Origin of the sequence: Streptomyces zingiberis, assembly GCF_012034935.1 — a bacterium.
GTDB classification, from domain to species: domain Bacteria; phylum Actinomycetota; class Actinomycetes; order Streptomycetales; family Streptomycetaceae; genus Streptomyces; species Streptomyces zingiberis.
Genome location: NZ_JAATEN010000020.1, coordinates 101,768 through 128,633, shown reverse-complemented (window position 1 = coordinate 128,633; position 26,866 = coordinate 101,768). Strand labels below are relative to the sequence as shown.

Annotated in this window: 15 protein-coding genes; 3 read left to right on the top strand and 12 right to left on the bottom strand. The window is 73.4% G+C overall.

Features of this window, described 5'->3' with window-relative positions:
* Window positions 1-423: 423 nt before the first annotated feature.
* The 4 genes from treS to HCK00_RS21680 all read right to left on the bottom strand — a co-directional run bounded on the left by treS (window position 424) and on the right by HCK00_RS21680 (window position 8,532).
* Complete coding sequence (gene treS, locus HCK00_RS21695) at window positions 424-2,256, bottom strand: maltose alpha-D-glucosyltransferase (protein ID WP_168103702.1); 1,833 nt, start codon at window positions 2,254-2,256, stop codon at window positions 424-426.
* Window positions 2,253-4,247: an alpha-1,4-glucan--maltose-1-phosphate maltosyltransferase gene (locus tag HCK00_RS21690; RefSeq protein WP_168103701.1), complete on the bottom strand. Its 1,995-nt coding sequence runs from the start codon at window positions 4,245-4,247 to the stop codon at window positions 2,253-2,255. Before HCK00_RS21690 ends, treS begins: the two co-directional genes overlap by 4 nt.
* Window positions 4,248-4,799: 552 nt before the next feature.
* Window positions 4,800-6,032 carry a S8 family peptidase gene (locus HCK00_RS21685; protein WP_168103700.1) on the bottom strand — a complete coding sequence of 411 codons (1,233 nt, stop codon included), beginning with the start codon at window positions 6,030-6,032 and terminating at the stop codon, window positions 4,800-4,802.
* 583 nt (window positions 6,033-6,615) lie between these two features.
* Window positions 6,616-8,532, bottom strand: coding sequence for a rhamnogalacturonan lyase (locus HCK00_RS21680; protein ID WP_168103699.1), 1,917 nt, complete (start codon window positions 8,530-8,532; stop codon window positions 6,616-6,618).
* Between the two features lie 302 nt (window positions 8,533-8,834).
* Between HCK00_RS21680 and glgP the strand changes: the two genes are divergently transcribed.
* Complete coding sequence (glgP, locus tag HCK00_RS21675) at window positions 8,835-11,441, top strand: alpha-glucan family phosphorylase (protein ID WP_168103698.1); 2,607 nt, start codon at window positions 8,835-8,837, stop codon at window positions 11,439-11,441.
* 473 nt (window positions 11,442-11,914) lie between these two features.
* Here the strand turns inward: glgP and HCK00_RS21670 are convergent, their stop codons facing one another.
* The 8 genes from HCK00_RS21670 to HCK00_RS21635 form a co-directional block, all read right to left on the bottom strand.
* Complete coding sequence (locus HCK00_RS21670; protein WP_311765421.1) at window positions 11,915-13,882, bottom strand: M4 family metallopeptidase; 1,968 nt, start codon at window positions 13,880-13,882, stop codon at window positions 11,915-11,917.
* A 547-nt stretch (window positions 13,883-14,429) separates the two neighbouring features.
* Window positions 14,430-15,257 carry a phytanoyl-CoA dioxygenase family protein gene (locus HCK00_RS21665; protein ID WP_168103697.1) on the bottom strand — a complete coding sequence of 276 codons (828 nt, stop codon included), beginning with the start codon at window positions 15,255-15,257 and terminating at the stop codon, window positions 14,430-14,432.
* Between the two features lie 63 nt (window positions 15,258-15,320).
* On the bottom strand, window positions 15,321-15,953 hold the full coding sequence (locus HCK00_RS21660; RefSeq protein ID WP_168103696.1) for a class I SAM-dependent methyltransferase: 633 nt from the start codon (window positions 15,951-15,953) through the stop codon (window positions 15,321-15,323).
* 126 nt (window positions 15,954-16,079) lie between these two features.
* On the bottom strand, window positions 16,080-17,054 hold the full coding sequence (locus tag HCK00_RS21655; RefSeq protein ID WP_311765420.1) for a UDP-glucuronic acid decarboxylase family protein: 975 nt from the start codon (window positions 17,052-17,054) through the stop codon (window positions 16,080-16,082).
* 9 nt (window positions 17,055-17,063) lie between these two features.
* Entirely contained in the window at window positions 17,064-17,906 is an 843-nt protein-coding gene (locus tag HCK00_RS21650) for an SAM-dependent methyltransferase (protein WP_168103695.1), read from the bottom strand.
* 63 nt (window positions 17,907-17,969) lie between these two features.
* Window positions 17,970-20,000, bottom strand: coding sequence for a DegT/DnrJ/EryC1/StrS family aminotransferase (locus tag HCK00_RS21645; RefSeq protein WP_168103694.1), 2,031 nt, complete (start codon window positions 19,998-20,000; stop codon window positions 17,970-17,972).
* A 19-nt stretch (window positions 20,001-20,019) separates the two neighbouring features.
* Window positions 20,020-21,201: a radical SAM protein gene (locus tag HCK00_RS21640; RefSeq protein ID WP_168103693.1), complete on the bottom strand. Its 1,182-nt coding sequence runs from the start codon at window positions 21,199-21,201 to the stop codon at window positions 20,020-20,022.
* 62 nt (window positions 21,202-21,263) lie between these two features.
* Window positions 21,264-22,655, bottom strand: a complete 1,392-nt coding sequence (locus HCK00_RS21635; protein WP_168103692.1) for a glycosyltransferase — start codon at window positions 22,653-22,655, stop codon at window positions 21,264-21,266.
* Window positions 22,656-23,018: 363 nt separating this feature from the next.
* Here HCK00_RS21635 and HCK00_RS21630 point away from each other — a divergent pair, with 363 nt between their 5' ends.
* Window positions 23,019-24,854 (top strand): ABC transporter transmembrane domain-containing protein, encoded by a 1,836-nt coding sequence (locus HCK00_RS21630; RefSeq protein WP_168103691.1) that lies wholly within the window; start codon window positions 23,019-23,021, stop codon window positions 24,852-24,854.
* Entirely contained in the window at window positions 24,851-26,758 is a 1,908-nt protein-coding gene (locus HCK00_RS21625; protein WP_168103690.1) for an ABC transporter ATP-binding protein, read from the top strand. The genes HCK00_RS21630 and HCK00_RS21625 overlap by 4 nt, the downstream gene beginning before the upstream one ends.
* The last annotated feature ends 108 nt before the right edge of the window (window positions 26,759-26,866 follow it).

Sequence of the window (26,866 nt, the reverse complement as noted above, 5' to 3'; positions counted from 1 at the left end):
TCGGGGCGCGCCCGCGGCCTGTGTGCTGTGCGGACTGGCTGCGCTGTGCGGACTGGCTGCGCTGGGTGACGTGGCTACGCTGCGTGGACTGGCGTTGCTGGAGCCTGCTGCCTGCTCTGGGGAGCCTGCCCCCGGCCGGACGGTGAAAACCGGCGGTTCCGGAAGTACCGCCCCACGGACGGGCCTTCGGCCGGCCCCCATGTCAGGGGTGTTTCGACGAGGGGGCCTTCCCCCACTCAGGGCGGTTCCGGCAGGCCCCCTCGCCGGCACCGGCGCTGCCCGGGAGGGTTCACTCCCCGGTCGCGGAAGCGTCCCCGTCCCCGTCCCTGCCCGTGAACCCGAACGCGGACGCGGACCCGGGAGCCCACCCCGCGGGCCCGGGCCCCGGCCGGAGCCACCGGGCCGCCGAACCCGGCCCGCCCCTCAGCGTTCGCCGTGCGCGCCGCCTCCGCCACCGGGGTGTTCGGGCCCCGTCACCGGCGTGGCGCGGCGGAGCCGGAACCAGTAGAAACCGTGGCCGGCCAGGGTGAGCAGATAGGGGAGTTCACCGATGGCCGGGAAGCGTACGCCGCCGATGAGTTCGACGGGGTGGCGCCCGGCGAAGGCCCGCAGGTCCAGCTCGGTGGGCTGGGCGAAGCGGGAGAAGTTGTTGACGCACAGCACCAGGTCGTCCTCCTGGAAGTCCTGGCCGCCCGGACCGCCCTGGCCGCCCGGACCGCCGGCGCCGCCGCTCCCGTTCGCCGGGCCGGGGGCGGGCATCTCCCGGAGGAAGGCGAGCACCGCCGGGTTGCTGGAGGGGAGTTCGGTGTAGGTGCCCAGGCCGAAGGCGGGGTTCTGCTTGCGGACCTCGATGAGCCGCCGGGTCCAGTGGAGCAGTGAGGAGGGGCTGCTCATGGCCGCCTCGACATTGGTGACCTGGTAGCCGTAGACGGGGTCCATGATGGTCGGCAGGAAGAGCCGGCCCGGGTCGCAGGAGGAGAAGCCGGCGTTGCGGTCCGGGGTCCACTGCATCGGGGTGCGGACGGCGTCGCGGTCGCCGAGCCAGATGTTGTCGCCCATGCCGATCTCGTCGCCGTAGTAGAGGATCGGCGAGCCGGGGAGGGAGAGGAGCAGGGCGGTGAAGAGCTCGATCTGGTTGCGGTCGTTGTCGAGCAGCGGGGCGAGCCGGCGGCGGATGCCGATGTTGGCGCGCATCCGCGGGTCCTTGGCGTACTCGGCGTACATGTAGTCGCGTTCCTCGTCCGTGACCATTTCGAGGGTGAGCTCGTCGTGGTTGCGGAGGAAGACGCCCCACTGGCAGCCGGAGGGGATGGCGGGGGTCTTGGCGAGGATCTCGGAGACGGGGTAGCGCGACTCGCGGCGCACCGCCATGAAGATCCGCGGCATCACCGGGAAGTGGAACGCCATGTGGCACTCGTCGCCGCCCTGCTCGAAGTCGCCGAAATAGTCGACGACGTCCTCCGGCCACTGGTTGGCCTCGGCGAGCAGCACGGTGTCGGGGTAGTGGGCGTCGATCTCGGCGCGGACCCGCTTGAGGAGTTCGTGGGTGCGGGGCAGGTTCTCGCAGTTGGTGCCCTCCTCGGCGTAGAGGTAGGGCACGGCGTCCAGCCGGAAGCCGTCGATGCCGAGGTCCAGCCAGAAGCGCAGCGCCGAGATGATCTCCTCCTGGACGGCCGGGTTCTCGAAGTTGAGGTCCGGCTGGTGGGAGAAGAAGCGGTGCCAGTAGTACTGCTTGCGCACCGGGTCGAACGTCCAGTTGGACGCCTCGGTGTCGACGAAGATGATCCGGGCGTCCTGGTACTGCTTGTCGTCGTCGGCCCAGACGTAGTAGTCGCCGTAGGGGCCGTCCGGGTCGCGCCGGGACTCCTGGAACCACGGGTGCTGGTCGCTGGTGTGGTTCATGACGAAGTCGATGATGACGCGCATGCCGCGCTGGTGGGCGGCGTCCACGAACTCCACGAAGTCGGCGAGGTCGCCGAAGTCCGGCAGGACGGCCGTGTAGTCGGAGACGTCGTACCCCCCGTCCCGCAGCGGGGACTTGAAGAACGGCGGGAGCCAGAGGCAGTCCACGCCGAGCCACTGGAGGTAGTCGAGCTTGGCGGTGATGCCTTTGAGGTCGCCGATGCCGTCGCCGTTGCTGTCCTGGAAGGAGCGGACCAGCACCTCGTAGAAGACCGCCCGCTTGAACCAGTCGGGGTCGCGGTCCTTCGCCGGTGTGTCCTCGAAGGTGTCCTGGACGGGCTCGTTGATGATCATTTGGGTGACCCTCCGATCGGTGAGGACGGTCGCAGGGTGAAGACGTGCGCCGGCCGGTGGCCCGGGTCCAGCCGCACGTAGTTGTCCCTGCCCCAGTGGTAGGTCTCGCCGGTGAGCTCGTCGCGCACCGGGACGGAGTCGTGCCCATCGAGGCCGAGTTCCGGCATGCGCAACGACACCGTCGCCTCCTGGGTGTGGTGCGGGTCGAGGTTCACGACCGTGAGGACGACGTCCGGATCATCACCGTGGGTGCGTTTCGAGTAGACGATGACGGCGTCGTTGTCCGCGTGGTGGAAGTGGAGGTCCCGCAGCTGCCGCAGTGCGGGGTGGCGGCGCCGGATCCGGTTGAGTTCCGTGATCAGCGGGGCGATGGTGCGCCCCTCCCGCTCGGCCGCCGCCCAGTCCCGGGGCCGCAGTTCGTACTTCTCCGAGTGCAGGTACTCCTCGCTGCCCGGGCGCGCCGGGATGTTCTCGCACAGCTCGTAGCCCGCGTACACCCCCCAGGTGGGGGAGAGGGTCGCGGCGAGGACGGCCCGTGCCTCGAAGGCGGGGCGGCCGCCGTTCTGGAGATAGGCGTGGAGGATGTCGGGGGTGTTGACGAAGAAGTTGGGCCGCATGTACGCGGCGGTCTCCCCGGAGAGCTCGGTGAGGTAGTCGGTCAGCTCCTGCTTGCCGTTGCGCCAGGTGAAGTAGGTGTAGGACTGCTGGAACCCGATCTGGGCCAGGGTGCGCATCATGGCGGGGCGGGTGAACGCCTCGGCGAGGAAGATGACGTCCGGGTCGCGGCGGTTGATCTCGGCGATCACCCGCTCCCAGAAGACCACGGGCTTGGTGTGCGGGTTGTCCACGCGGAAGATCCGCACCCCGTGGTCCATCCACAGCCGCAGGATCCGCAGCGTCTCGCGGACGACGCCGTTCATGTCGGCGTCGAAGGCGACGGGGTAGATGTCCTGGTACTTCTTCGGCGGGTTCTCCGCGAACGCGATGGAGCCGTCCGCCCGGTGGTGGAACCAGGAGGGGTGCTCGCGTACCCAGGGATGGTCGGGGGAGCACTGGAGGGCGAAGTCCAGCGCGACCTCCATGCGCAGCGCGCGGGCGGCGGACACGAAGTGGTCGAAGTCCTCGAAGGTGCCGAGGTCCGGGTGGATCGCGTCGTGGCCGCCGTCCGGGGAGCCGATCGCCCAGGGTGAACCGACGTCGTGCGGGCCGGGGGTGAGGGTGTTGTCGGGCCCCTTGCGGTAGGCGGTGCCGATGGGGTGGATCGGCGGGAGGTAGACGACGTCGAAGCCCATCGCGGCGACGGCCGGCAGCCGTTCGGCCGCGGTGCGCAGGGTGCCGCTGACGGGCGGCTCGCCGGGGGTGACCCGGGCGCCCTCCGAGCGCGGGAACAGCTCGTACCAGGAGCCGAAGAGGGCCCGGGGACGCTCGACCAGCAGCGGCACCGGCCGGGAGGCGGTGACGAGTTCGCGCAGCGGATGGCGGTCCAGGGCGGCGACGACCTCCGGGGTGAGGGCGGCCGCCAGCCGGGCGGCGGCGCCCAGATCCTCGTCGCGCAGCGCGTCCACCGCGCGCAGGACCGCCTCCCGGCCGGCGCGCTTGGGGATGTCCACGGCGGCCCGTTCGTGGAGGGCGGCGCCCTCGGCGAGGACGAGCGCGGTGTCGATCCCGGCGGGAATCTTCACCTCGGCGTGGTGGCGCCAGGTGGCGACCGGATCGCTCCACGCCTCGACAAGAAAGCTCCAGAGCCCCTCGGCGTCGGGGGTGACGCGGGCGCCCCAGCGGTCGGTGCCGGGGGCGAGTTCACGCATGGGCGTCCAGGGGCCGGGCCGGCCCGTGGGGTCCAGCAGCACCACGTTGGCCGCGACCGCGTCATGGCCCTCGCGGAAGACGGTGGCGCTGACCTCGAAGCTCTCACCGGCCACCGCCTTGGCCGGCCGCCGCCCGCACGCGACGAGCGGGCGGATGTCCAGCACGGGGATGCGTCCGATCATGGGATCACCTGGAGGTGTAGCGGTCCGGGCCACGGTGGAGGGGGATCTGGGAGCTTTTGTTCTTTCTATATGCTCCATTGACGACTGACCGGGTGCGGGCATGGGCGCTCCTGTCCGCGTTCACTCAGCTGGGTGACAGCTTCAGGCGTGTCCCAGCGACTTCGGATGGGTGCGAGCTGGTTCGAACCGGGTCGAGCGAGTCCGTGCAGGTACGTGCAGATGTGTGCAGTTACGTGCAGTTCCGGGCTGGGTCGAGCGGGATCTGGCGGGGTCGAGCGGGAGTGGCGTCCGGGGTGGTGCGGGACGGCGGTGCCACTTATCGGTGGAGTCTGCCCCTCGCGCATACCGGGTATGACGGGAAAACCGTCCGCACGGAAGTCCGGGAGGTAAAAAGTGAACCGGCCCGCTCCCCCGGGAGCGCGAGGGGGGAGCGGGCCGGCCGGTGAGCCGTCGGGTGAGGCCCCAGGTGAGCCGTCGGGTGAGCCGCCGGCGGGCGGTGGGCGAGCCGTGCGGGGCGCGTCCCCCGGCGCGGCTGGTGCGGGAGCGCGCCTCTCAGCTGCCCGACTGCAGAAGCCGGTTGGGCGAGCCGGTCCCGGCGCCGCTGATTTTCCCCTGCGCCGCGCCCGAGGTCAGTGCCGTCTCCACCTGCGCCGGTGTGGCGTCCGGGTGCTCGCCGAGATGGAGCGCCGCCACGCCCGCGGCGTGCGGGGAGGCCATGGACGTGCCGGAGGCGGTGCGGGTGCCCCCACCGGGCCAGGTCGAGACGGTGTCCACACCGGGGGCGAACACGTCCACCCCGGGCCCCCAGTTGGAGAAGCTCGCGCGGGCGTCGTTCCGGTCGGTGGCGCCCACGGTGATCGCCTCCGCCACCCGGGCCGGGGAGAACAGCAGTGCGGGCAGGCCGTTGTTGCCGGCGGCCACGGTGAACGTCACACCGGAGGCGACGGCGTTACGGACCGCCGTGTCCAGCTGGGAGTTGAGGACGCCCCCGAGGCTCATGTTGGCGACGGCCGGCTTCCGCGCGTTCCGGGCCACCCAGTCGATGCCGGCGATCACCTGCGCGATCGTCCCGGACCCCTCGGCGTCGAGCACCCGTACCCCCACCACGTCGGCGTTCTTGGCGACGCCGTGGGCGGTGCCGGCCACGGTGCCCGCGACATGGGTGCCGTGACCGTGGGCGTCCTGGGCGACGGCGTCGCCCTCGACGAAGTCCCAGCCGCTGTGCGCGCGGGAGCCGAAGTCGGGGTGGGTGGTGTCGACGCCGGTGTCGATGACGTAGGCCGTGACGCCGGCGCCGCCGTTCCCCGGGACGGTGTAGGAGTGGTCCAGCGGCAGGTCGGCCTGGTCGATCCGGTCCAGCCCCCAGGAGGGCGGGTTCGCCTGCGTCTCGGCGATGCGCACCCGGGCGTTCTGGGCGACCGAGGCCACCCGGGGGTCGGCGGCGAGCCGCTTCGCCTGCCCCTCGGTGAGGTTCAGGGCGTAGCCGTTGAGGGCGCTGCCGTAGGTGTGGTCGATCTTCGCGCCGTACTTGCGCGCCAGTGCCTCGCCCGCCGCGGAGCGGGCGGTGAGCCCGGAGGCCGGTTCCAGGCTGACGATGTAACTGCCGCCGACCGCGTCCGGCGACCCGGTGTCCAGGATGCGGCCGGCCGGTGCCGCGGCGCCGGTGGTGGCGTGGGCGGGCAGCGTCGCACCCAGCAGGACGGTGGCGGAGACGGCGGCGAGCAGGGCGCCGCGGGATATGCGGGAGCCGTGCGCGACGGCACGGGGTGCGCGGGAGGGCGCCATGGCGGAGTTCCTTCCCAAGGGGACCGGGGTGAGTGGGCATCAGGGTTGCCCCGCGGGACCCCTGGTGACAAGGCGGCCGCCAGGTCGGGCGTGAGCACTGTGCGGCGGGTGTGTGCTTCAACCCGACGGGAGGCGGGGGTTTTGGTGCCCTGTGCGACGCGGGGGTCACGGAACCGTCTCGGCCGGATGGCGGGAGCGGGGAGGACCGGGGGAGCCGGGTGCCCGGCGGCCACGGCGGCGGGCCGGTACCCTCACCGGACCCTCACACGGCGCCGGCCGTCCGCCCGGGCTCCCCTCCGCGGCCTGCCTGCCTGCCGGTCCGCCCGCGGTTCACCCGCACTCCCCGGCCGCGCCGTACGGCTGTTCCGCCGGCTGTTCCCCGGTCCTCTCCCGGGCCGTCCGCTCCCGCACGGCCGGCGCCCCCACGGCCGTCCGGGCGGTCCCGCCGCTCCGGTGCTCCGCCGACGGCGGCACCCCCGGGACCCCGGCACCCGCGGCGGTCCCGGCACCCCGGCGGTCCGGCGGTACCGGTGGGGACGCGGGTCCGCCCCGTCCGCCGGGGCGGACCCGCGCCGGATGCCGGTCACGGCGTGGTGACGGCCGGCCGTGGGGGTGTCGCCATGCCGTTCCCGATGAAGAAGCTCGGGTGCGGTGGCTGGTTGTACGCGGTGTTCTGCCAGGCGAGCGCGGTGCGGTACTGCGCGTCGTGGAGCAGGGTGGTGATCCGGCGGTCGGTGGTGTGCGGCGTGGAGTAGATCCGCAGCGCCCGGTTGTCCGAGGTGCGCCAGACGGCCTCCTCGCGCCAGTCGCCCAGGATGTCCCCGGAGAGCGACGGGGTGGACTTGGTGCTGTTGTTCGACGCGACGCCCGAGCCGGTCAGCAGCCGGGAGTCCCCGTTCGGGCCGTACTTGTCGATGCGGGTGCCGTCCAGCAGTTCGCGTACGGGGTCGCCGTCCCACCAGGAGAGGAAGTTCTGGCTGGACGGCTTGCGGCCGAGCGAGCCGCCGGTCACCGAGCGGAGGGTGGTGTCGGAGGCGGACCAGGCCTCGGCGCCGGGGCTGCCGGCCCAGATGTCCGCGGCGACCCCACGGCCGTTGTCGGCCCCGGAGGCGGTCTGCCAGAGGATCTGGCCGGTCCGCGCGTCGGCCATCCAGGAGCCGGGGCTGGAGGTCTCCTCGGAGACCTTGAAGTACTCCAGCCCGGGCCGGGAGGGGTTGAGGTCCCCGACATGCCCGGCGTCGCCGTGTCCGAGCCGCGTGGTCCACAGTCCGGCGCCGTTGTCGTCCACGGCCATGGCGCCGTAGACGATCTCGTCCCGGCCGTCCTGGTCCACGTCGGCCACGGACAGGGCGTGGTTGCCCTGGCCGTCGTAGCCCCGTCCCGCGTTGGCGGAGCTGCTGGAGTCGAACGTCCAGCGGCGGGTCAGCGCGCCGTTCCGGAAGTCCCAGGCGGTGATCACGGTGCGGGTGTAGTAGCCGCGGGCCATGATCAGGCTGGGACGGGAGCCGTCGAGGTAGGCGGTCCCGGCGAGGAAGCGGTCGACGCGGTTGCCGTAGGAGTCACCCCAGGAAGAGACGGTTCCGCGGGCGGGCACATAGTCCACGGTGGAGCGGACGGCGCCGTTCCGGCCGTCGAACACGGTCAGGTACTCGGGGCCGCTCAGGATGTAGCCGGAGGAGTTGCGGTGGTCGGCCGAGGCGTTGCCGACGACGGCGCCGGTGCCGTCCCGGCTGCCGTCGGCGGTCTTCATCGCCACCTCGGCGCGGCCGTCGCCGTCGTAGTCGTACACCTGGAACTGGGTGTAGTGCGCGCCCGAGCGGATGTTGCGGCCCAGGTCGATCCGCCACAGCCGGGTGCCGTCGAGCCGGATGCCGTCGACGATCGTGTTGCCGGTGTAGCCGGACTGGGAGTTGTCCTTGGAGTTGGTCGGCGCCCACTTGAGCACGAGGTCCAGGGCGCCGTCGCCGTCGAGGTCGCCGACGGAGGCGTCGTTCGCCTCATAGGTGTAGGCGCCGCCGTCAGGCGTGGTGGAGCCGGACGGAGGGGAGAGGGGGACGTCCAGGTAGCCGCCGCGGAACTGCAGCGCGCGCTCGGAGGCCGCCTGCTCGGCGCCGCCGATCACGGGGCGGACGGTGTACTCGGAACCGGCCGCGGCGCCCTGGTCGAGGTAGTTGGTCGACCCGGTGACCGGTGAGGAAGTGACCTTGGTGGAGCCGCGGTAGACGTTGAACGCCACGTCGTCCGGGTCGGTGGCGAGCCAGCGCCAGCTCACCAGATTCCCCGAACCCGTGTAAACGCTTACTAAACCGCGGTTGAGCTTCTCCATCTGACGGGGTGTCGCGGTCGGCGCGGCCGGTGCCGGCGAGGCCGGGGCGGAGAGGCCGGCCGTGCCCAGCACGGCCACGGCGGCGACGGTGAACAGCGTGAACAGCCGTCCGGGCCGGCGGGACGGGCCGTCGTGCCGCGATCTCGGCGGCCGGTGGGGGGTGGTACGTAACATGGTGCCTCCTGGTGGGAAAGGGCTTTCACAGAGTCGTCCCTTCCGGCGCGTCGCGCCAGATGTCCGGCGATGTTCGGCCGTGGGCGGGTGCCGTGACGCGACGTTCGGCCGGTCGAACGGGGTGGTATCGGGACAGGTCCGGCGGCCCCGCCCAGGTGGCCGTCCGGCGGCCCCGCACCGTCGTCGCGCCGGCTCCTCGCGGCCGTCGCGCCACCGGTGGGCGGGCGGCCGTTCGGTGGTGAGCCGCGGACGGTGCGCGTGAATGTGTGCGGTGGGGGTGCCCGTCTCGCTACCGTCGAACTGTGAAGGCCATTCGTCGATTCAGCGTGCGTCCCGTCCTTCCGGAACCCCTACGACCGCTCAGCGAACTGGCGCGGAATCTGCGCTGGTCCTGGCATCCCGAGACCTGTGACCTCTTCCGGGGCGTCGACCCCGAGGGCTGGCGGACCGCGGGGGGCGACCCCGTCCGGCTGCTCAGCGGGGTCTCCGCGGCCCGCCTGGAGAGCCTGGCCGCCGACCGTGACTTCCTGGACCGGCTCGCCGAGGCGGCCGCCGGCCTGCGGGAGTACCGGACGGGGCCCCGCTGGTACCAGACCGCCGGCACCGCGGGCCCCGGTGCCGAACCACCCGCCGCCATCGCCTACTTCTCGCCCGAGTTCGGCATCACCGCCGCGCTGCCCCAGTACTCCGGCGGGCTGGGCATCCTCGCCGGCGACCACCTGAAGACCGCGAGCGACCTGGGCGTGCCGCTCATCGGGGTCGGGCTCCTCTACCGGCGCGGCTATTTCCGGCAGTCGCTCTCCCGCGACGGCTGGCAGCAGGAGCACTACCCGCTGCTCGACCCCAACGAGCTGCCGCTCGCCCCGCTCCGCGAACCCGGCGGGCGGCCGGCGCGGGTGACGCTGGCCCTCCCCGGCGGGCGGTCGCTGCACGCCGTCATCTGGGAGGCCCGGGTGGGCCGGGTCCCGCTGCTGCTGCTCGACTCCGACACCGAGGAGAACGAGCCGCACGAACGCGAGGTGACCGACCGCCTCTATGGCGGCGGCAGCGAGCACCGGCTGCTCCAGGAGATGCTGCTCGGCATCGGCGGGGTGCGCGCGGTGCGCGCGTACTGCCGTCTCACCGGGCATCCGGCGCCGGAGGTGTTCCACACCAACGAGGGCCATGCCGGCTTCCTCGGCCTGGAGCGGATCCGCGAGCTCGGCGAGGCGGAGCACGGGTCGCTCGACTTCGGTTCCGCCCTGGAGGCGGTGCGCGCGGGCACCGTCTTCACCACCCACACCCCCGTCCCCGCCGGCATCGACCGGTTCGACCGGGACCTCGTCGCCCGCCACTTCGGGGACGGCGGCGAGCTCCCCGGGGTGGACGCCGGGCGCATCCTGGAGCTGGGCACCGAGACCTACCCGGGCGGCGAGCCGCACCTGTTCAACATGGCGGTGATGGGGCTCCGGCTGGCGCAGCGCGCCAACGGGGTCTCGCTGCTGCACGGCCGGGTCAGCCGGGGGATGTTCGCCGGGCTGTGGCCCGGCTTCGATCCGGAGGAGGTGCCGATCGGCTCCGTCACCAACGGGGTGCACGCGCCGACCTGGACGGCGCCCGAGGTGCTCCGCGGCGCGCCGGACGGGCCGGGCGCGCCGGGCGCGGCCGGGCTGTCCGACGCCGGCCTCTGGGAGCTGCGGCGGACCCTGCGCGAGCGCCTCGTCACCGAGGTGCGGGAGCGGCTGTACGCCTCGTGGCGGCAGCGCGGCGCGGCCGCCGCCGAACTGGGCTGGATCGACGGGGTGCTCGACCCGGACGTGCTCACCATCGGCTTCGCCCGTCGCGTCCCCTCGTACAAACGGCTCACGCTGATGCTGCGGGACCGTGAGCGCCTCATCGAACTGCTGCTCCACCCGGAGCGGCCGGTGCAGATCGTCGTCGCCGGCAAGGCGCACCCCGCGGACGACGGCGGCAAGCGGCTGGTGCAGGAGCTGGTGCGGTTCGCGGACGACCCGCGGGTGAGGCACCGTCTCGTCTTCCTGCCCGACTACGGGATGGCGATGGCGCAGAAGCTCTACCCGGGCTGCGACGTCTGGCTGAACAACCCCCTCCGCCCGCTGGAGGCGTGCGGCACCTCGGGGATGAAGGCCGCGCTCAACGGCTGCCTCAACCTCTCGGTGCTGGACGGCTGGTGGGACGAGTGGTTCGAGCCGGACTTCGGCTGGGCGATCCCCACCGCCGACGGCCCGGCCACCGACGAGGACCGGCGGGACGACCTGGAGGCGCACGCCCTCTACGAGCTGCTGGAGCAGCGCGTCACCCCGCTCTTCTACGACCGTGGCGCCGCCGGTCTCCCCGGCCGCTGGATCGAGATGGTCCGGCGGACGCTCACGGAGCTGGGCCCGAAGGTGCTCGCCGAACGGATGGTCGAGTCCTATGTGCGCGAGCTGTACGCTCCGGCCGCCCGCGCCCACCGCCGGCTGGACGCGGACGCCGCCCGCGAGCTGGCGGCCTGGAAGGCGAAGGTGCGGTCGGCCTGGCCACGGGTCGCCGTCGACCACGTCGAGGCGGAGGCGGCTCACGGCAACGGCGGTACGGCGGAGCTGGGTTCGGAGCTGGCGCTGCGGGTCCGGGTCGCCCTGGACACGCTGGTCCCGGAGGACGTGGAGGTGCAGGCGGTCGCCGGCCGTGTGGACGGCGAGGACCGGATCACCGGGGGCCGGGCGGTGCCGCTGAAACCGTCCGGCGGCCCCGACACGGAGGGCCGCCGGCTCTACGAGGGGCGGCTCACCCTGGAGCGGACCGGTTCCTTCGGCTTCACCGTCCGCGTGCTGCCCGCCCATCCCCTGCTGGCGGACCCGGCGGAGCTGGGCCTGACGGCCGTTCCGCAGGAGACCGGCCCGGAGGGGGCGGGGGTGCTGATGCGGTGAGCCGGTGAGGTGGCCCTGGGGGCGCGTGCGTGCGGTGACGCGTGCGTGCGGTGACCCGGCGGCCGGGTGGCCGTGACACGGCGGGCCGGAACGGCCGGACCGGGCCGGGCCGGACGGGACGGGACGGTCCGGGCCGGGACCCGGTGACCGGCGGTCCGGTTGACGGTCAGGTCCCCGGCCCGCCCCCTCCGCCATGGGCCGCGCCCCGGCTCGCGTCCGTGGTGAACGGACGGAACCGGGGCGCGGCGCGTACCGGACGGCGGCCCGGGCCCGGAGCCGCCGGTCGGTCCGGGCGGGTGTCTTGGCCCGCCCGGACCGTGAGCCGTGCGCCCCGGGGCTCCGGCCCAGGGAGTCCGGGGTGCACGGGCCCGGGGTCCCGGGTGCCGGCGGTGGACCCCGCCGGGCCGGGCCGGTTCGGCCGCCCGGAACGCGGGCGCCCGGCCGGGTTCCCGGGCCGGTGCCGGGCCTGTCGCTCAGAACGTGAGCTGCCAGCTGTCGATGTAGCCGGTGTCCCGGGCGGCGAGGTCCTGGACGCGGAGGTGCCAGGTGCCGTCGGCGGACTCCGCGGAGGCGTCCACCGTGTAGGTCTCGCTGACGTCGTCCGCGGAGTCCCAGCTGTCGGCGTCCTTCAGCCGGTAGGCCGTACCGTCCGGGGCGAGCAGGTCGACGACCAGGTCGCCCCGGTAGGTGTGGACGATCTCCACGCCGACTGCGAGCCGCGCGGGCGCGTTGCCGCCCCGGCCGGCGACGGTCAGCGGCGAGGTCACGGCCTCCCCGGCGTCGGGGATGGCCACGTCGTCGGTGGCCTGGTACGTCTCGCCGGTGGAGCCGCCCTCGCCCGGGCGGGCCCCGACGTTGACGGCCGCCCAGGCGTGGGCCACTGCCTCGTGCTCCGCGCCGTCCGCGCCGTAGAGGTCGGCCGCGGCCTGGAGGGTGGCGGTGCGCGCCCGCGCGTAGGTGGTCGTGGAGGTCATGTACGTGGTGAGGGCGCGGTACCAGATCTTCTCCGCGGCCCCGATGCCGATACCGGTGACGGGGAGGGCGTCGTAGGTGGGGCTGTCGTAGCGGACGCCGTTGATCTCCTTGGCGCCGCTGCCCTCCGCGAGCAGGTAGAAGAAGTGGTTGGCGGGCCCGGAGGAGTAGTGGACGTCCACCGATCCCAGTCCGGAGTACCAGTAGTCCTTCGAACTGCCGTCCTTGGAGGGCCGGTCCATGTGGCGGAGCGGGGAGCCGTCCCCGTTGATGTCGATCTTCTCGCCGACGAGGTAGTCGGCGGGGTCCTCGGCGCTGCCGGCGCGGAACTCGACGGCGGCGGCGAAGATGTCGGAGGTCGCCTCGTTGAGGCCGCCCGATTCGCCGCTGTAGTTGAGGTTCGCGGTGGCGGCGGTCACGCCGTGGGTCATCTCGTGGGCCGCCACGTCGACCGAGGTGAGCGGCTGGGCGTTGCGCGCGCCGTCACCGTAGGTCATGCAGAAGCAGGAGTCCTGCCAGAAGGCGTTGACGTAGGAGCTGCCGTAGTGGACGCGGGAGCGGGCGCCGACGCCGTCGCCCCGGATGCCGCTGCGCCCGTGCACCTCCTGGTAGTAGTCCCAGGTGAGCGCGGCGCCGTGGTGGGCGTCGACGGCCGCGGTCTGCCGGTCGGCCGGGGTGGAGTCGCCCCAGACGTCGTCCTCGTCGGTGAGGAGCGTCCCGGTGCCGCTGGTGCGGTTGGCCAGGTCGTAGGTGCCGTGGCCGCCGCGGGCGGTGTCGGTGAGGGTGAACACGGGGGCGGCGCCGGTGGAGCCGAGGGGGACCTGCCCCGAGTACTGGCTGTTGCCTGTGCCCTGGTGGACGCCCTGCCAGCGGTGGAGTTCCGCCCCGGTGGTGGCGTCGGTGAGGACGTGGAGTTCGCTCGGCGTGCCGTCCTCCTGGTGCCCGCCGGTGACGGTCTCCCAGGCGAGGACGGGCTCGCCGGACCCGGCCCAGACCACCTTGCGCGGGGTCTCCCCGGCGGTGACCCGGGGCCCGGCCTCCCGCTCGGCGGTGGTGAGCGCCTGTTTCCGGGCGGTGGCGGCGGTGATCCGGGCGCGGGTGGTCGCCACGGTGACGGTGTGGCGGGTGGCCCGGGTGACGCCCTCGTGGCGGCCGTCCGCGGCGCGGTGGACGACGAGATCGCCGCCGAGGACGGGCAGGCCGTCGTAGGTGCGCTCGTAGCGGGTGTGCGTGGTGCCGTCACGGTCGCGGGTGACGTCCCGGGCGGCCAGCCGCTCGCGCGCGCCGAGGCCGAGAACCTCGGCGGTGCGGTCGCGGGTGGAGTCGGCCTCGCGGAGCAGCCCGGCCCGTTCACCCGGGGTGAGGGGGGCCGGGAGGGCGCCCCGGCCGGGGCGGGGCGGTGGCGCGGCGGAGGCCGGACCGGCCGCCTGGAGGCCGCCGCCGAGCAGCGCGGCGGTGACGATCAGCACCCCGGCGGCGGTTCCCCGGCGGGCGGGGCGCCCGGGGGGACGGCCGGTGGCGCGGGGGACGGAGCCGGCTGCGGCTCCGCGGAGGGAACCGCGGAGGGAACCGGAGGTGAAGCGGTGCAGGGAACGGCGTAGGGAACGGTGCGCGGACCGGCGTGCGGAACGGGGGTCGGGTCTCACACGGACTCCTTCGGCTGCGGCCGCCCCCGGGGTGCGGGGCGGCCGGGGAACCGGCGTGACGGGGTGGACCTGCCGGTGGGGACACGGCGGTACGCGACGGTGCGTACCGCCTCGGTGGGGAGGGGCCCGGGGCGGGCGGGGCCGGAGCGGGGAGGCGGGGAGGGGCGCCGAGCGGGCTGCTGACAGGTTCCCAGCCGGGGGTGCGCCTGTCAGGGTCGCGTCAAGTAAATGGCCGAATCCCGTCCGGAGAACGGGTACCCTCCTGCCGTTTATCGGACGGCCGGTGGGTCGCGGACGGCGCGGGGCAGCCGGGCGGGGCCGGGCCGGACCGCCACCGCCGGATGCGCCGGGGGACGGGCCGGCCCGGCCGTCACAGCACGCCGAGTTCCCTCATCCGTCCCGCGAACGACGGGGCGTCACGGCCTGACCAGCGCGGATCGTAGTAGGGGTACGTCTCCTGGTCGTAGACGAAATCCTGGCCGAGGAACTGCGCGATGTACCGGCGCGCCGCCGCGCGTTCCTCCGGGCCTTCCGGGACGGCGACGAACGACGTGGTCCAGCTGAACCGCGCGCGGCCGTGGACGCTGCCGTGCCAGATGTGCGGGTCGAAGACGACCACGTCGCGGGGTCCGAGCGAGGGGACGAAGCCGGGCCAGCGGCGTTCCTCGCCGAGTTCGTGGAACTCCCCGTCGACGGCCATCTCCTCCCGGTAGCCGGCCAGTCGCTCCGCGAGGTCTCCCCGGTGGGAGCCGGGGAGGAACTGGAGCGTGCCGTCGGCCGCGCACAACTCGTCCCGGTAGACGACACACTTGACCGCCCGCAGGTGCGGCTCGGCGGTGTCCTGGTGCCAGGGCGAGGCGTTGCTGAGGTAGGTCCCCTTCGGGGGTTTGACGAGCGCGTCGGCGCCCAGCAGCTGTTCGGCGATGTCCCGCAGCGGAGACGCGTTGACGAGCGCGCAGCTCACGGGCGTCGTCACGGGGTTCATCAAGGGCAGGAAGTAACTCGTGACCCCGTCCACGGGGGCGCCGGTCCGCGCCGCGGGCTCCGGTTCCCGGCACACCTGGGGGTACTGGCCGGTGAGGCTCTCCACCACCTCGCGGAAGAGCCGGCCCGACTGCTCGGGCGTGAAGAAGCCCCGCACGACGACGAAGCCGAACGAGTCGAAGAACGCGGTCTGTTCGGAATCCAGCAGGCCCATGACGCGATGGCACTCCCCTCACACCAGTGCTCGGACTGCGGTTCGGCTGCCGAACCGCGAGGATCAGAGCTTCTCGACGATCAGCTGGTAGTCGCGGTGGATCTCGCGGAACCGCCCGGGAACGGTCCGCAGGAAGGTCTCGATGCCCAGCCTCGGGCGTTCGCTCTCGGTCTCCATCAGGTTCCAGTCGTAGTCGTCGAAGATGACCAGGCCGCCGGGGTCCACCAGTGACCAGGCCAGCGCCGCGTCGCGGTAGACGTCGGCGGCGTGGTGGCTGCCGTCCACGTAGACGACCTCGAAGCGGCGGGCGGCGATGCCCAGGAGCGGCAGCACACTCCCCGACGTTCCCCTGATCTTCTCCAACCGGTGTGCGAACCCCGCCGTGTTGGCGTCGAAGCGCCGCTCCACGTCGCCGACCGAGGGGGCCAGCGAGGCGTTCTCGTGGTGCTCGACGCTGCCCTCGAAGGTGTCGACGCACGTCAGCGAGGACTCCGCGAGGAAGTGGAGGAAGAAGAGCGCGGAACGCCCCTCCCAGGAGCCGATCTCCAGCACCCGCACGGGCCGGTGGCGGTAGGCGCCGAGGACGTCCGTCCAGACGGGAAAGTGGCTCGTCGTCCAGTCGGAGGAGAACACGCAGCCCTCGTACCAGCGGGCGATGTCGGCCTCGGTCACCGCCGCGGAGGTCCGTTCCGTCATGCTCCCCCTTTTCGTCGGATTACCCGGCATGTGCCTCGCGTTCCCTCGCTCCGCCGCGCGCTTTCCCCTCCATGCCCCCTCGCGGTCCCCCTCGCGGATTCCTCGGATTTCGCCCGCCTTTCCCGCTCAGCCGGCCGGGGACCGGCGGAACCACTCGATGGTGCGGCGCAGTCCGTCCGTGACGCCCACCGCCGGGGACCAGCCGAGTTCCCGGCGCGCCTTGGCGATGTCGGGGCGCCGGCAACGGGGGTCGTCGACGGGGAGATCGATGAATCTGAGAGGGGAGGAGGAGCCGGCGAGCGACTTCACCCGCCGGGCCAGGGTGTCGATGCGGTACTCCTCCGGGTTGCCGAGGTTCACCGGGCCGACGAGGGGGGAGCGGAGCATGGCGGCGATCCCCTCGACCAGGTCGTCGACGTAGCAGAAGGACCGGGTCTGACTGCCGTCGCCGGCGATGGTGATCGGGGTTCCGGCCAGGGCCTGGGTGATGAACGTGGGAACGGCCCGGCCGTCGCCGTGCCGCATCCGCGGGCCGTAGGTGTTGAAGATGCGCACGATGGCGACGTCGACGCCGTGGTGCTGGTGGTAGGCCATGGCCAGCGCCTCGGAGAAGCGCTTGGACTCGTCGTAGACGCTCCGTGGCCCGATCGGGTTGACGCAGCCCCAGTAGCTCTCCGGCTGCGGGTGGATCTGCGGATCGCCGTACACCTCGCTGGTGGAGGCGAGCAGCAGCCGCGCGCCCTTGCGGCGCGCCAGCTCCAGGGTGTTCCAGGTGCCCTGGGAACCGACGCGCATGGTGGCCAGCGGCCTGCTCAGATAGTCGGCGGGGGAGGCGGGCGAGGCCAGGTGCAGCACGGCGTCGACCGGCCCCTCCACGTCGCACTCCTCGGAGACGTCCGTCGTCCGCAGCGAGAGCCTGCCGTGGTCGGCGAACTCCAGGTTCCGCTTGGAGCCCGAGGAGAAGTCGTCCAGGCAGACCACCTCGGCGCCCGCGTGGAGAAAATACTCGACCAGGTGGGAGCCGACGAATCCGGCGCCGCCCGTGATGACGACGCGTCCGGGCACGGTCCCCGGGGGGCGGGGTACGTCCGTTGCCGCCACGTTCCCTCCTCAGCGAGTTTCCGACGATGCCCGTGCCACCGGGGGGTGGCCCGGCGCGGACCGGGAGGGCAGGCCCGGGCCGTGGCCGACCGTGGCCCGGACCAGCAGGTGGTCCATCCCGTCGGGGAACGACCGGTCCTCGACGCGGACGTGCTCGAAGCCGGCCAGCGCCAGCGCCGCCGTGACCTCCCGCGCGCGCCGGGGGTAGAGCCGGAGCCGGCGGAACCAGGTGCGGACCAGGCTGCCCGTGGCGTCCAGCTCCTCGTACCGGAAGATGCAGGCGAGCACCCCGGTCTCCGGCGTGTAGCGGGACTGTTCGCTGACGTACAGGGAGTGGTCGCCCAGATAGTCGTGGATGTCGTGCGCCCGGGTGAGCGCGCCCGTCGCCCCGGCGAGCGAGCCGAGATATCCGACGTCGAAGCGCGCCACGTCCAGCAGGATCTCCGTCTCCGGCTTGCTGATCCGCCGGCAGTTGGCGAACAGCTCGTCCAGCAGCGTGTCGTCCAGCAGGTGTGAGATCAGGTCGTACGGCATGACGATCGCGTCCGCCGGCCCGGTGTCCGGCAGTTCGGGCAGCGTGCACCGGTGCAGGGTGGCCCGCCCGTCCAGCTCCTCCTCGTCCAGCCGCTCCTGGAATCTGCGCAGCATCCCGGGGGAGCCGTCGACACCCACGACGCGATGGCCGAGCCGGGCGAACGGCAGCAGCACGTCGCCGATGCCGCAGCCGAGCTCCATCACGGTGGAACCGGGCGCCAGATCGCGCAGCTCGGAGAGGTACAGGGGGCCGACCCGGGGCGAGATGCCCATCTTCATCTCGTACAGCTCGGGGTCGTAGAACTCGTGCAGGCTCATCGTGGGCACTCCCAATCTCGCGCTGATGCCGGGCAGGCCGACGGTGCGGAACGGGCCGGCGCCCTACCGCAGGGCGCCGGGGACGGACGGCGGGGCGTCGCCGAACTCGCTGCTGGACATGCCGCCCAGCCGGTACCGCAGGGTGGCCCGCCGCGTGCAGCGCACCGGCACGTCCAGCGCCACCAGCTGCTCCAGCAGGATGTCGTCCTCACCGAGGCGCTCGGCGATCTCGCGCCGGGTGCGGGGGCGGCGGAAGGCCAGCAGACCCAGCAGCCGGCGGTCGAAGAGCCACTCACCCATATCGATCATCCCGGTGGGACCGCCGGGCAGCTCGAACGTCAAGCCGTCGCGGACCACCGGGTCCTCGCCCATCACGCCCGCCGCGCACAGCTCCCGGAAGCGCCGGTCCGCGTCGGGCCCCGGTGGTAACCAGGGGAAGCGGGTCACCGGCGTCGGCCGGCCCCCGGCGTCGACGAGGGTGCGCCAGGAGTGCACCGCGGGGCTGCCGGTGCCGACCGCGAGGCGGAGCAGGCTCGACAGATGGTCCTCCTCCCACTCGTTGTCGTCGTCGAGGAACGCCACGAAGTCGCCCGTGGTCCCGCGCGCCGCCAGGTTGCGCAGCGCCGCGATGCGGTCGAACGGGTCGTCCCCCGCGGCGTCGGACCGGTCGATGCGGACCACCCGCGCGTCGAGCGTCGCGGGAACGGCGGGGGCGGGGGCCGTTCCGTCGATCCACACGGTGGTGCGGATCCGGGCGGTCACATCCTGCTTGGTGACGCTGTTCAGCGCGGCGTCGAGGGTGGGACGCGTGCCCCGGGTGATGACGACGACGTCGATCACGGGCGGCTCGGCCTCCGAGGCCGTGTCCTCCGCCGCCGGGAGCGGCCGGGCCCGCGCCGTCCCGGGCCGGCCCAGCGCGGCGGCCAGCCGCTCGACCCGCTCCGGCGGGGCGAGGAAGAGCTGGTGCGGTACGACCACACCGGTCGTGTGCCAGGCCCGGGAGTGCGGAACGGGCGGCGGGGTGTCGAGCGCGAGTGCCGCGAACTGCTTCACCGTGGCCGGCCGGTAGAGCGGCCCCTCGGGGACCGGCGGGTAGACGCGGTCCAGCGCGGCGCCCGTGCGGGCGTGCACGTCCCGGAGCACGTCCTGCGGCGGGCGCCCGTCGGGAACGCGCAGCGCCAGTCCGTAGAAGGTGCCGCCTCCGAGCACCCCCTCGTCCGCCGCGACCTCCCAGCCCTGGGCCGTCATGAGCGAACGGAAGAGCGCCGCCCGTTCGGCGCGGACCGCCGCCTGGCGGGGGAACCTGGCCAGCTGGTCGAGGAGCAGCGCGGCCGAGGTCTCCGGCAGCGCGTGGTTGGCGCCGTGGAGCAGAAACGCCGGCTCCAGCTCGCCGGCCGCCTCCGGCGCGGGTAATCGGGTCCGTCGGCGCGAGTCCATCACCAGGGAGTCCAGCCGTGCGGCGAGCTCCGGATCGTCGGTGAGGACCGCGCCGCCCTCCGCACAGGTGATGATCTTCGTGGCCTGGAGGCTCATGATCGAAATGTCGCCGAGCCCGCCGAGGCGCCGCCCGCGCGCGTCCGTGCCGAACTGGCTGTGGGACACGTCCTCGATGATCGGCACGCCGGGCCAGACGGCCCTGGCGCGGGCCACGTCGAACGCCTGGGCGTAGAGATGGATGCCCAGCACGGCGCTCGGGGCGGCGGCGAGCCCGGCCGGATCGCCGCAGGGGGAGTCCTCGTCCGCGTCGAAGTAGACGGGGCGGGCGCCCACCCGGAAGACGGCGGTCGCGCAACTCACCCACGTGGTGGCGGGCATCGCCACGGTGTCGCCCGGGCCGATGCCGAGCGCGTGCAGCGCCACGACGATGGCGCTGGAACCGTTGGTCGTCAGCACGGCGTGCGCGCGTCCGGACAGGGCGGCCAGCTCGCTCGCGGCGCGTTCGTTGTCCGAGGACCAGACGGAGCGGGCGCCGCTCACCGCCAGCCGGCCGCTGAGCAACGGACGGGCCAGCGCGCGCACCGACCGTTCGTCGGTCTCGGGCCACTCGGGCCAGGCGGCGCCGGCGTGCGGTGCGGGACTTCCTTCGACAGGCACGGTGACTCCCTCTCCTGGGTCAGGACTGGTGAGGCGGGTGCGAGACCACGGTGAGCGGCAGGGAGCGCCGCGCCGCGCCGGGGGAGGGCGGGCGCGGCGTGCCCTCACCGCTGACGGCGGGGCAGTTCGCCGGCGTCAGCCGCACCACGTGGCTCTCGTAGCCGGGATGGGTCTCGGGGTCGAAGTCCACGTACCTGTTGCGGTAGCACCAGTTGCACTCCTCGAAGCGTTCCGAGAGGCCCTCCTCCCAGGCCGCGTGCTCCGCGCGCAGCCGCCGGTAGGAGGGGCCGTTCCAGATCTCCTCGAACGAGGCGGTCCTGAGGTCGCCCAGCAGATAGCTCTCGCCGGGCTGGCCGATGAGGTGATCGCAGAAACCCACCTTGCCCGCGTAGTTGAAGTAGCAGTACATCCACGGGTGGGTGCAGGTCTTGGCGGTGTGCTCGGTGAGCGCCCACGCCTCGTCGAGCGCCGCGTCGATCCGCACCTCCGTCCCGGTCTCCTCGGCCACCCGCGCGGTCTCCGCGAGGGAGGCGGCGAGCCGGTCCCGGTGGAATCGGAGGTTGTCCGGATCGTCGTGGCCCAGCGTCACGGGGTTCAGATGGACGCGGAATCCGAGGCGCCCGGCCAGCGTGACGATCTGGCTCAGCTCCTCCAGCGCGGCCTCCTGCACGACCACGTTGAGGTGCACGTTGTCCGTGCCGACGCCGCTGGCGCGGCCCTCGTCCGCCAGGATTTCGAGATTCCGGACGATGGTCCGGAATTTCGCGCCGCTGCGGAGGGTTTCGAAGGTCTTCTCCTCGCCCGCGTCGAACGAGACGGCGATGAGGGCCCGGTTGCGGACCAGATGGCGCCACATCTCCTCGTTCGGCACGGACAGGTTCGTCACGATCCGCACGCGGCAGCCGTAACTCAGCGTCCGGTCGACGAACTCGGGAAAACGCTTGAGGATGGTGCTCTCACCCCAGCCGCGAAGATCAACGATCTCCGCCGTCGGGAACAGTTCCTCGGCGATCTCCTCGAACAGTTCGAAACTCATGTTCTTCGACCGGTCGAACGGGCCGCCGGAACGGCACATGGGGCAGGAGAAGTTGCAGTTCTCGGTGAGTTCGACGAAGAGCGCGCGCGGTCGGCTGCGGAGCCGGGTACGTCCCTCTTCGAATTCCCTGAGGTTCTGGACACGGTTTTCTTCGCGGGTGAGCATGGCTGATCCCCGACCGTCGTTGTGGCGCGGAATGGTCGAACCGGCTGTGGCGCGAGCGCCGGTCAGTGCGTGATGCCCGAGAGGTGGGTGAGCGGCCAATCGGCCGGTTCCACCGTGAACGCGCGGCTCGCCCCGGCGGCGTTCGGCCCGCCCGCCGGCCGGTCCAGCGCGGTGAAACGGAACTGGTGGAACTCGCGGCGCAGCGCGATCGTGTGCGTCCAGAAGGGGGTGCCCGCCCCCTCCAGGGCCGCCGCCAGCTCCGGGTCCGGCACGGCCGGCGGCGCGGTGGCCACGTCGCTCAGCACGATGACGCGGCGCGCGCACCGCAGCGCCTCGTCGAGGACCCGGCACGCGGTGGCCTCGGGCAGCGCCCGCCAGTAGTCGGTGAGGACGGCCACGTCCGTCTGCCCGTCCTCGAACGGCAGCCGCGTGCCCAGCAGCCGGTAGGAGCGGCCCGGGGTCTCCTCGGCGGTGGGGCCGACCGTCAGCGACGGCGCGGGCAGGGTCTCCGGCCAGGCGTCGGCCGCGCCGATCAGCAGCGTGCTCTCCGCGCCGGCCAGGATCTCCGTCGCCCGGGGCAGCACGGGCAGGTGCGCGGTGTCGGCGGCCTCGGGGGCGAGGCGGTCGCGGAACGCGGTCAGCGCGGGCAGTGCCGCGCGGGCGTTCACGATGTCGAAGCTGCACACGGCCTCCACCTCCAGCGTGGGGTGGCGGCGGAGCAGGACGAGGTCGTTGCGCCGGTCCCGCAGCAACTCCGTGTGCCGGTCGCGGGGGTGCGGCTGGTGCAGCGCGCGGGAAGCCGGCAGGAAGACCGTCGGGAGCCCGGCCAGCGACAGGCGCAGGCCCAGCTCGACGTCCTCGACGCCCTTGACGTCGAAGCTCTCGTCGAAGCCGCCGATCGCCTCGAACGCGTCACGCGGGACGCTGACGTTGCAGGTCCAGAAGAAGGCCCAGTCGCTGGGCCGGGGCTCGGCGAGCAGCTCCGTCAGCGGGTCGTGCAGCAGGCCGATGGTGGCGGCCTTCGCGAAGACCTCGTCGGCCGACTCCCAGTTCCACTCGCCGCCGATCCGCAGATCCCAGGTCTCCGGGGTGAACTCCCTGCCGTGGGTGTAACCGGAGGCCGCCACCCGCCGCTCACGTTGCGTCGCGAGGTGGACGGCCAGCATGTCGGGATGGGCGAGACAGTCGACGTCGAGGAAGACCAGGAGGTCCGCGGTGGCCAGCCGGGCCCCCTGGTTCCTGGCCCCGGAGGCGCCCGAGGCCTTTTCGTTCCTGACCACCCGGAGGTTGAGCGAGGACAGGGCGGCGGCCGATTCCCGGACGAGTGCGCGGGCGTCCTCGCGAGAGCCGTCGTCGACGACGATGACCTCGAAGTCGGTGGTGGGGAGTGTCTGCTGGGTGAGACTCCGAAGCGTTCTGATGAGTTCTTCAGGTCGGTTATGCGCAGGTAACACAACAGAAATGTCGGTCACGAGGACATGGCTTCCTGTGGGGAGTAGGAAAGCATCGAACCGTTCAAAGTCGAAAATGAGCGTAGGCATGTGTTCGTCTCTTGGTCAAGAGCGGCCCAACAAGGCCACCGACGTGACGCCTGACGCCCTTTGCCCGAGTGGACCGCGGCCGCGTCCCCTTCGGGCAAAGGGCGTCAGGCGTCAGATCTTTGTCCGAAAATCGGCCGTCCGGCGTCCGGAGCGCTGCGCAATGCGGCCCTTGCCACGGCGGGATGAACGAGGAATTGACGTGCCGATTCGCGACGTCCGGAAGGCCGGATAAACAGCTGCTGACACGCCGCTCGGGCATGACCTATGGTGACGCGAATGGTGGATTCACAGCTGAATCTCGCAATCCCCGACTCTCGTGGCCCGAAGCGCTGTCTCCTGTGGATGACCGCCCGCCAGTGGCGCCGCGTGACCCTGGACACCGTCCTGGTCAGCGGCCAGATGGCTGGCCTCGCACTGATGCCCTACCTCCTGGCGCGCACCATCGACGACGGACTCGGCGCCGGGGACTCCGCGGCCTCCGGCGTGCTGCTCGGCTGGGTGGCCGCGCTGCTGGGCGTCGGGGTGCTCAACGCGTGGCTGGGCGTCCTCCGCCACCGCACGATGACCCGCATCCGCATGGACACCATCTACCGCACCGTGCACGCCGTCGTCGCCCACGCGATGCGCCTCGGCATCGCCCTGCCGCGCCGGGTCACCGTCGGCGAGGCCGTCACCATCGGTTTCGGCGATGCCGGGGTGATCGCCACCGTACCGGCGGTCATCGGCCCCGCGATCGGCGCCGTCTGCGCGTACGGGGTGGTCGCCGGGCTGATGTGGGCCGTCTCGCCGCCGCTCGCCGTCGTCGTCCTGCTCTGCGTCCCGCTGCTGGCCCTGCTGGTCGGCCCGCTGCTGCGGCGGCTCCAGGCCGTCGAGGCGACGTACCGGGAGCGGCAGGGCGCGCTCACCGCGCGGATCGGGGACCTCGTCGGCGGGCTGCGCGTCCTCAACGGGCTCGGCGGAAAGACGGTCTTCGCCGCCCGCTACCGGGAGGATTCGCGGAGGCTGCGCGCGGAAGGCTACCGCGTCGGCGCGGTGACCAGCTGGATCGGGGCACTCGGCGTGGGCCTGCCCACGCTCTTCCTCGCCGTGGTGATGTGGCTCGCCGCGCGGATGGCGGCCCAGGGGGACATCACCGTGGGCGAGCTGGTCGCCGTGTACGGGTACGCCACCGTCCTGGTGGTTCCGGTCTCCTCGCTGATCGGCGTCGGGGAGGACTACGCGCGCGGTCTCGTCGCCGCGGGCCGGCTGGTGCGCTTCCTGCGGCCGGCCCCGGGCGGGCCGGTGCCCGGGGACCGCGACCCGGCGCCGCCCGCCGAGCCGCCCGCCGGACCCGCCGTCCTGCACGACCCGGAGTCCGGCGTCACCCTCGCCCCCGGCGCGCTGACCGCGCTGGTCAGTGCCCGTCCGGCGGAGACGGCGGCCGTCGCCGAACGCCTGGGCCGGTGCACCGCCTCCGCCGCCACCTGGGGCGGGGTCCGCCTCGACGCGATCGCGCCGGACCGGGTCCGGGAACGGATCCTGCTCGCCGACAACGAGGCCGACCTCTTCGCCGGCACGCTGGCCGACGTCGTCGCCGGCGCCCGGGACGCGGACCCGCGGGCGGTGACCGCCGCCCTCGCCGCGGCCGCGGCCCGCGACGTCGCCGACGCGCTGCCGCACGGCCTGGATTCCTGGGTCGAGCCCCAGGGCCGCAACCTCTCCGGCGGCCAGCGGCAGCGCCTCCGGCTGGCGCGGGCGCTGCGGGCCGAGCCCGAGGTGCTGCTGGCCGTCGAGCCCACCTCGGCGGTCGACGCGCACACCGAGGCCGCGATCGCCGACCGGCTGCGCGCCGCCCGCGCCGGCCGCACCACCGCCGTCACCACCTCCTCGCCGCTGCTGCTGGACCGGGCGGACACCGTGCACTTCCTGGTGGACGGCCGGGTCGCCGCCACCGGCGGCCACCGCCGCCTCCTCGCCGAACACCCCGGCTACCGCCGGCTCGTCGTCCGGGAGGCGGACGGTACGGGCGGCGGTACGGGCAGGGGCACGGGCGGCAGTGCGGGCAGGGGCACGGGCGGCAGTACCCACGCCCACGAGGCGACCGGCCCCGCCACCCCGGAGACCGTCCGATGACCGCCCCCCGGCAGCCGGGCGACGGCCGGCTGCCCGTCGCCACACCCGCGGAGGTACGCCGCGCGGCCGTCGGCCTGATCCGCCGCGACCGCGTCACGTTCACCGCCGTGATCGTGCTCAACACGCTGGCCGCCGGAGCCGGTCTCGCCGGGCCGTGGCTGCTCGGCGGCATCATCGACGAGGTCGGCTCGGGGGCCGGGCCGGCCGGCGTCGAACGGCTGGCGCTGGCCATGCCCGTCTTCGCGCTGGCGCAGATCCTCCTGGGCCGCCAGGCCCGTCACCTCGGGCACCGGTTCGGCGAACGGACCTCCGCCCACATCCGGGAGCGCTTCGTCGAACGCGTACTCGCGCTCCCCGCCTCCACCGTCGAACGGGCCGGCGTGGGCGACCTGACGACGCGCGGCACGACCGATGTGGCCGCGGTCGGCCACACCCTGCGCGACATCGGCCCCGAGATGTTCGTCGCGGCGGCCCAGGCGCTGCTCATCCTCGTCGCGGTCTTCGTCGTCCACCCGCTGCTCGGCCTGATCGGGGTGGCCGGGCTCGCGGGTATCCGGTTCGCCGTGCGCTGGTACCTGCGGCGGGCGCGCGCCGCCTATCTCGCCGAGGGCGCGGCGACCTCCGCCCTGGCGGAGCAGCTATCCGCCACCGTCGCGGGGGCCCGCACCATCGAGACGCTGTCCCTGGGCCGGCGCCGCCTGGACGTCTGCCGGGACGCCGTCGCGACGAGCCGGCGTACCCGGGAACGCACCCTCTTCCTGCGCAGCGTGCTCTTCCCCGCCGTGGACGTCTCCTACGTCCTGCCCGTCGCCGGGGTGCTGCTGCTCGGCGGCGCGCTGCACGGGCGCGGCCTGGTGAGCCTGGGCTCCGTGGTCGCCGTCGCCCTCTATCTGCGGCAGCTGGCCCAGCCGCTGGACGTGATCCTCCAGCGGCTGGAGCAGTTGCAGAGCAGCGGCGCCTCGTTCGCCAGGGTCGAAGGGGTCGGCGCCCTCCCGCCGGAGCGGCGGGGCGGGTCGCCCGTGCCCGCCGACGACCGGATCGACGTGGTCGGCGCGCGCTTCGCCTACGAGGGTGGCGGCGACGTGCTGCACGGTGTCGACCTCGCGGTGCGGCCCGGTGAACGGCTGGCCGTCGTCGGCCGTTCCGGCGCCGGGAAATCGACGCTCGGCCGGCTGCTGGCCGGCATCGACGTGCCGCGCTCGGGCACCGTCGCCGTGGGTGGGGTGCCGATCGCGGAGCTGGACCCCGGCCGGCTGCGGCGCCAGGTCGTGCTCCTCACCCAGGAGCACCACGTCTTCCTGGGCACCGTCCGGGACAACCTGCGGATCGCCGCCGAGTCCGCCGACGACGCCCGGCTGTACGCGGCTCTCGCCGCCGTCGGCGCGGACTGGGTCCGGGAGCTGCCGCACGGCCTGGACACGGGGCTGGGCGCCGGCGGGTACCGGGCCGACACCGCGCAGGCCCAGCAACTGGCCCTGGCGCGCGTGGTGCTGGCCGACCCGCACACCGTGATCCTCGACGAGGCGACCGCGCTGCTCGACCCGCACACCGCCCGCCACACCGAGCGCGCCCTCGCCGCCGTCCTGGAGGGGCGTACCGTCATCGCCATCGCGCACCGGCTGCACACCGCGCACGACGCGGACCGGGTGGTGCTGATGGAGAACGGACGGGTGGCCGAACTCGGCACCCACGCCGAGCGGATGGCCGCCGGCGGCGCCTACGCGGCGCTCTGGCACTCCTGGCACGGCGGCCCGCGTGACGCACGCGACGCACGCGACACACGGGACACGCGGGACACGCGGGACGATGTGGCCTCGCCACCGGAACCCGCGCGGCATGACCGCGTGCCACGTGACGACGCGCGACCCGTGCGCCACGACACCGCGTGCCCCGGTGCGCGATGAGCACCCCCGTACGCCTCGGAGAGCCCAGGGGCCCCGGTCCGTTCAAGTCCGGTCCGTTCAAGTCCGGCCCGTTCACAGCCCGTTCCGGCGCAGCCCGTTCCGGCACAG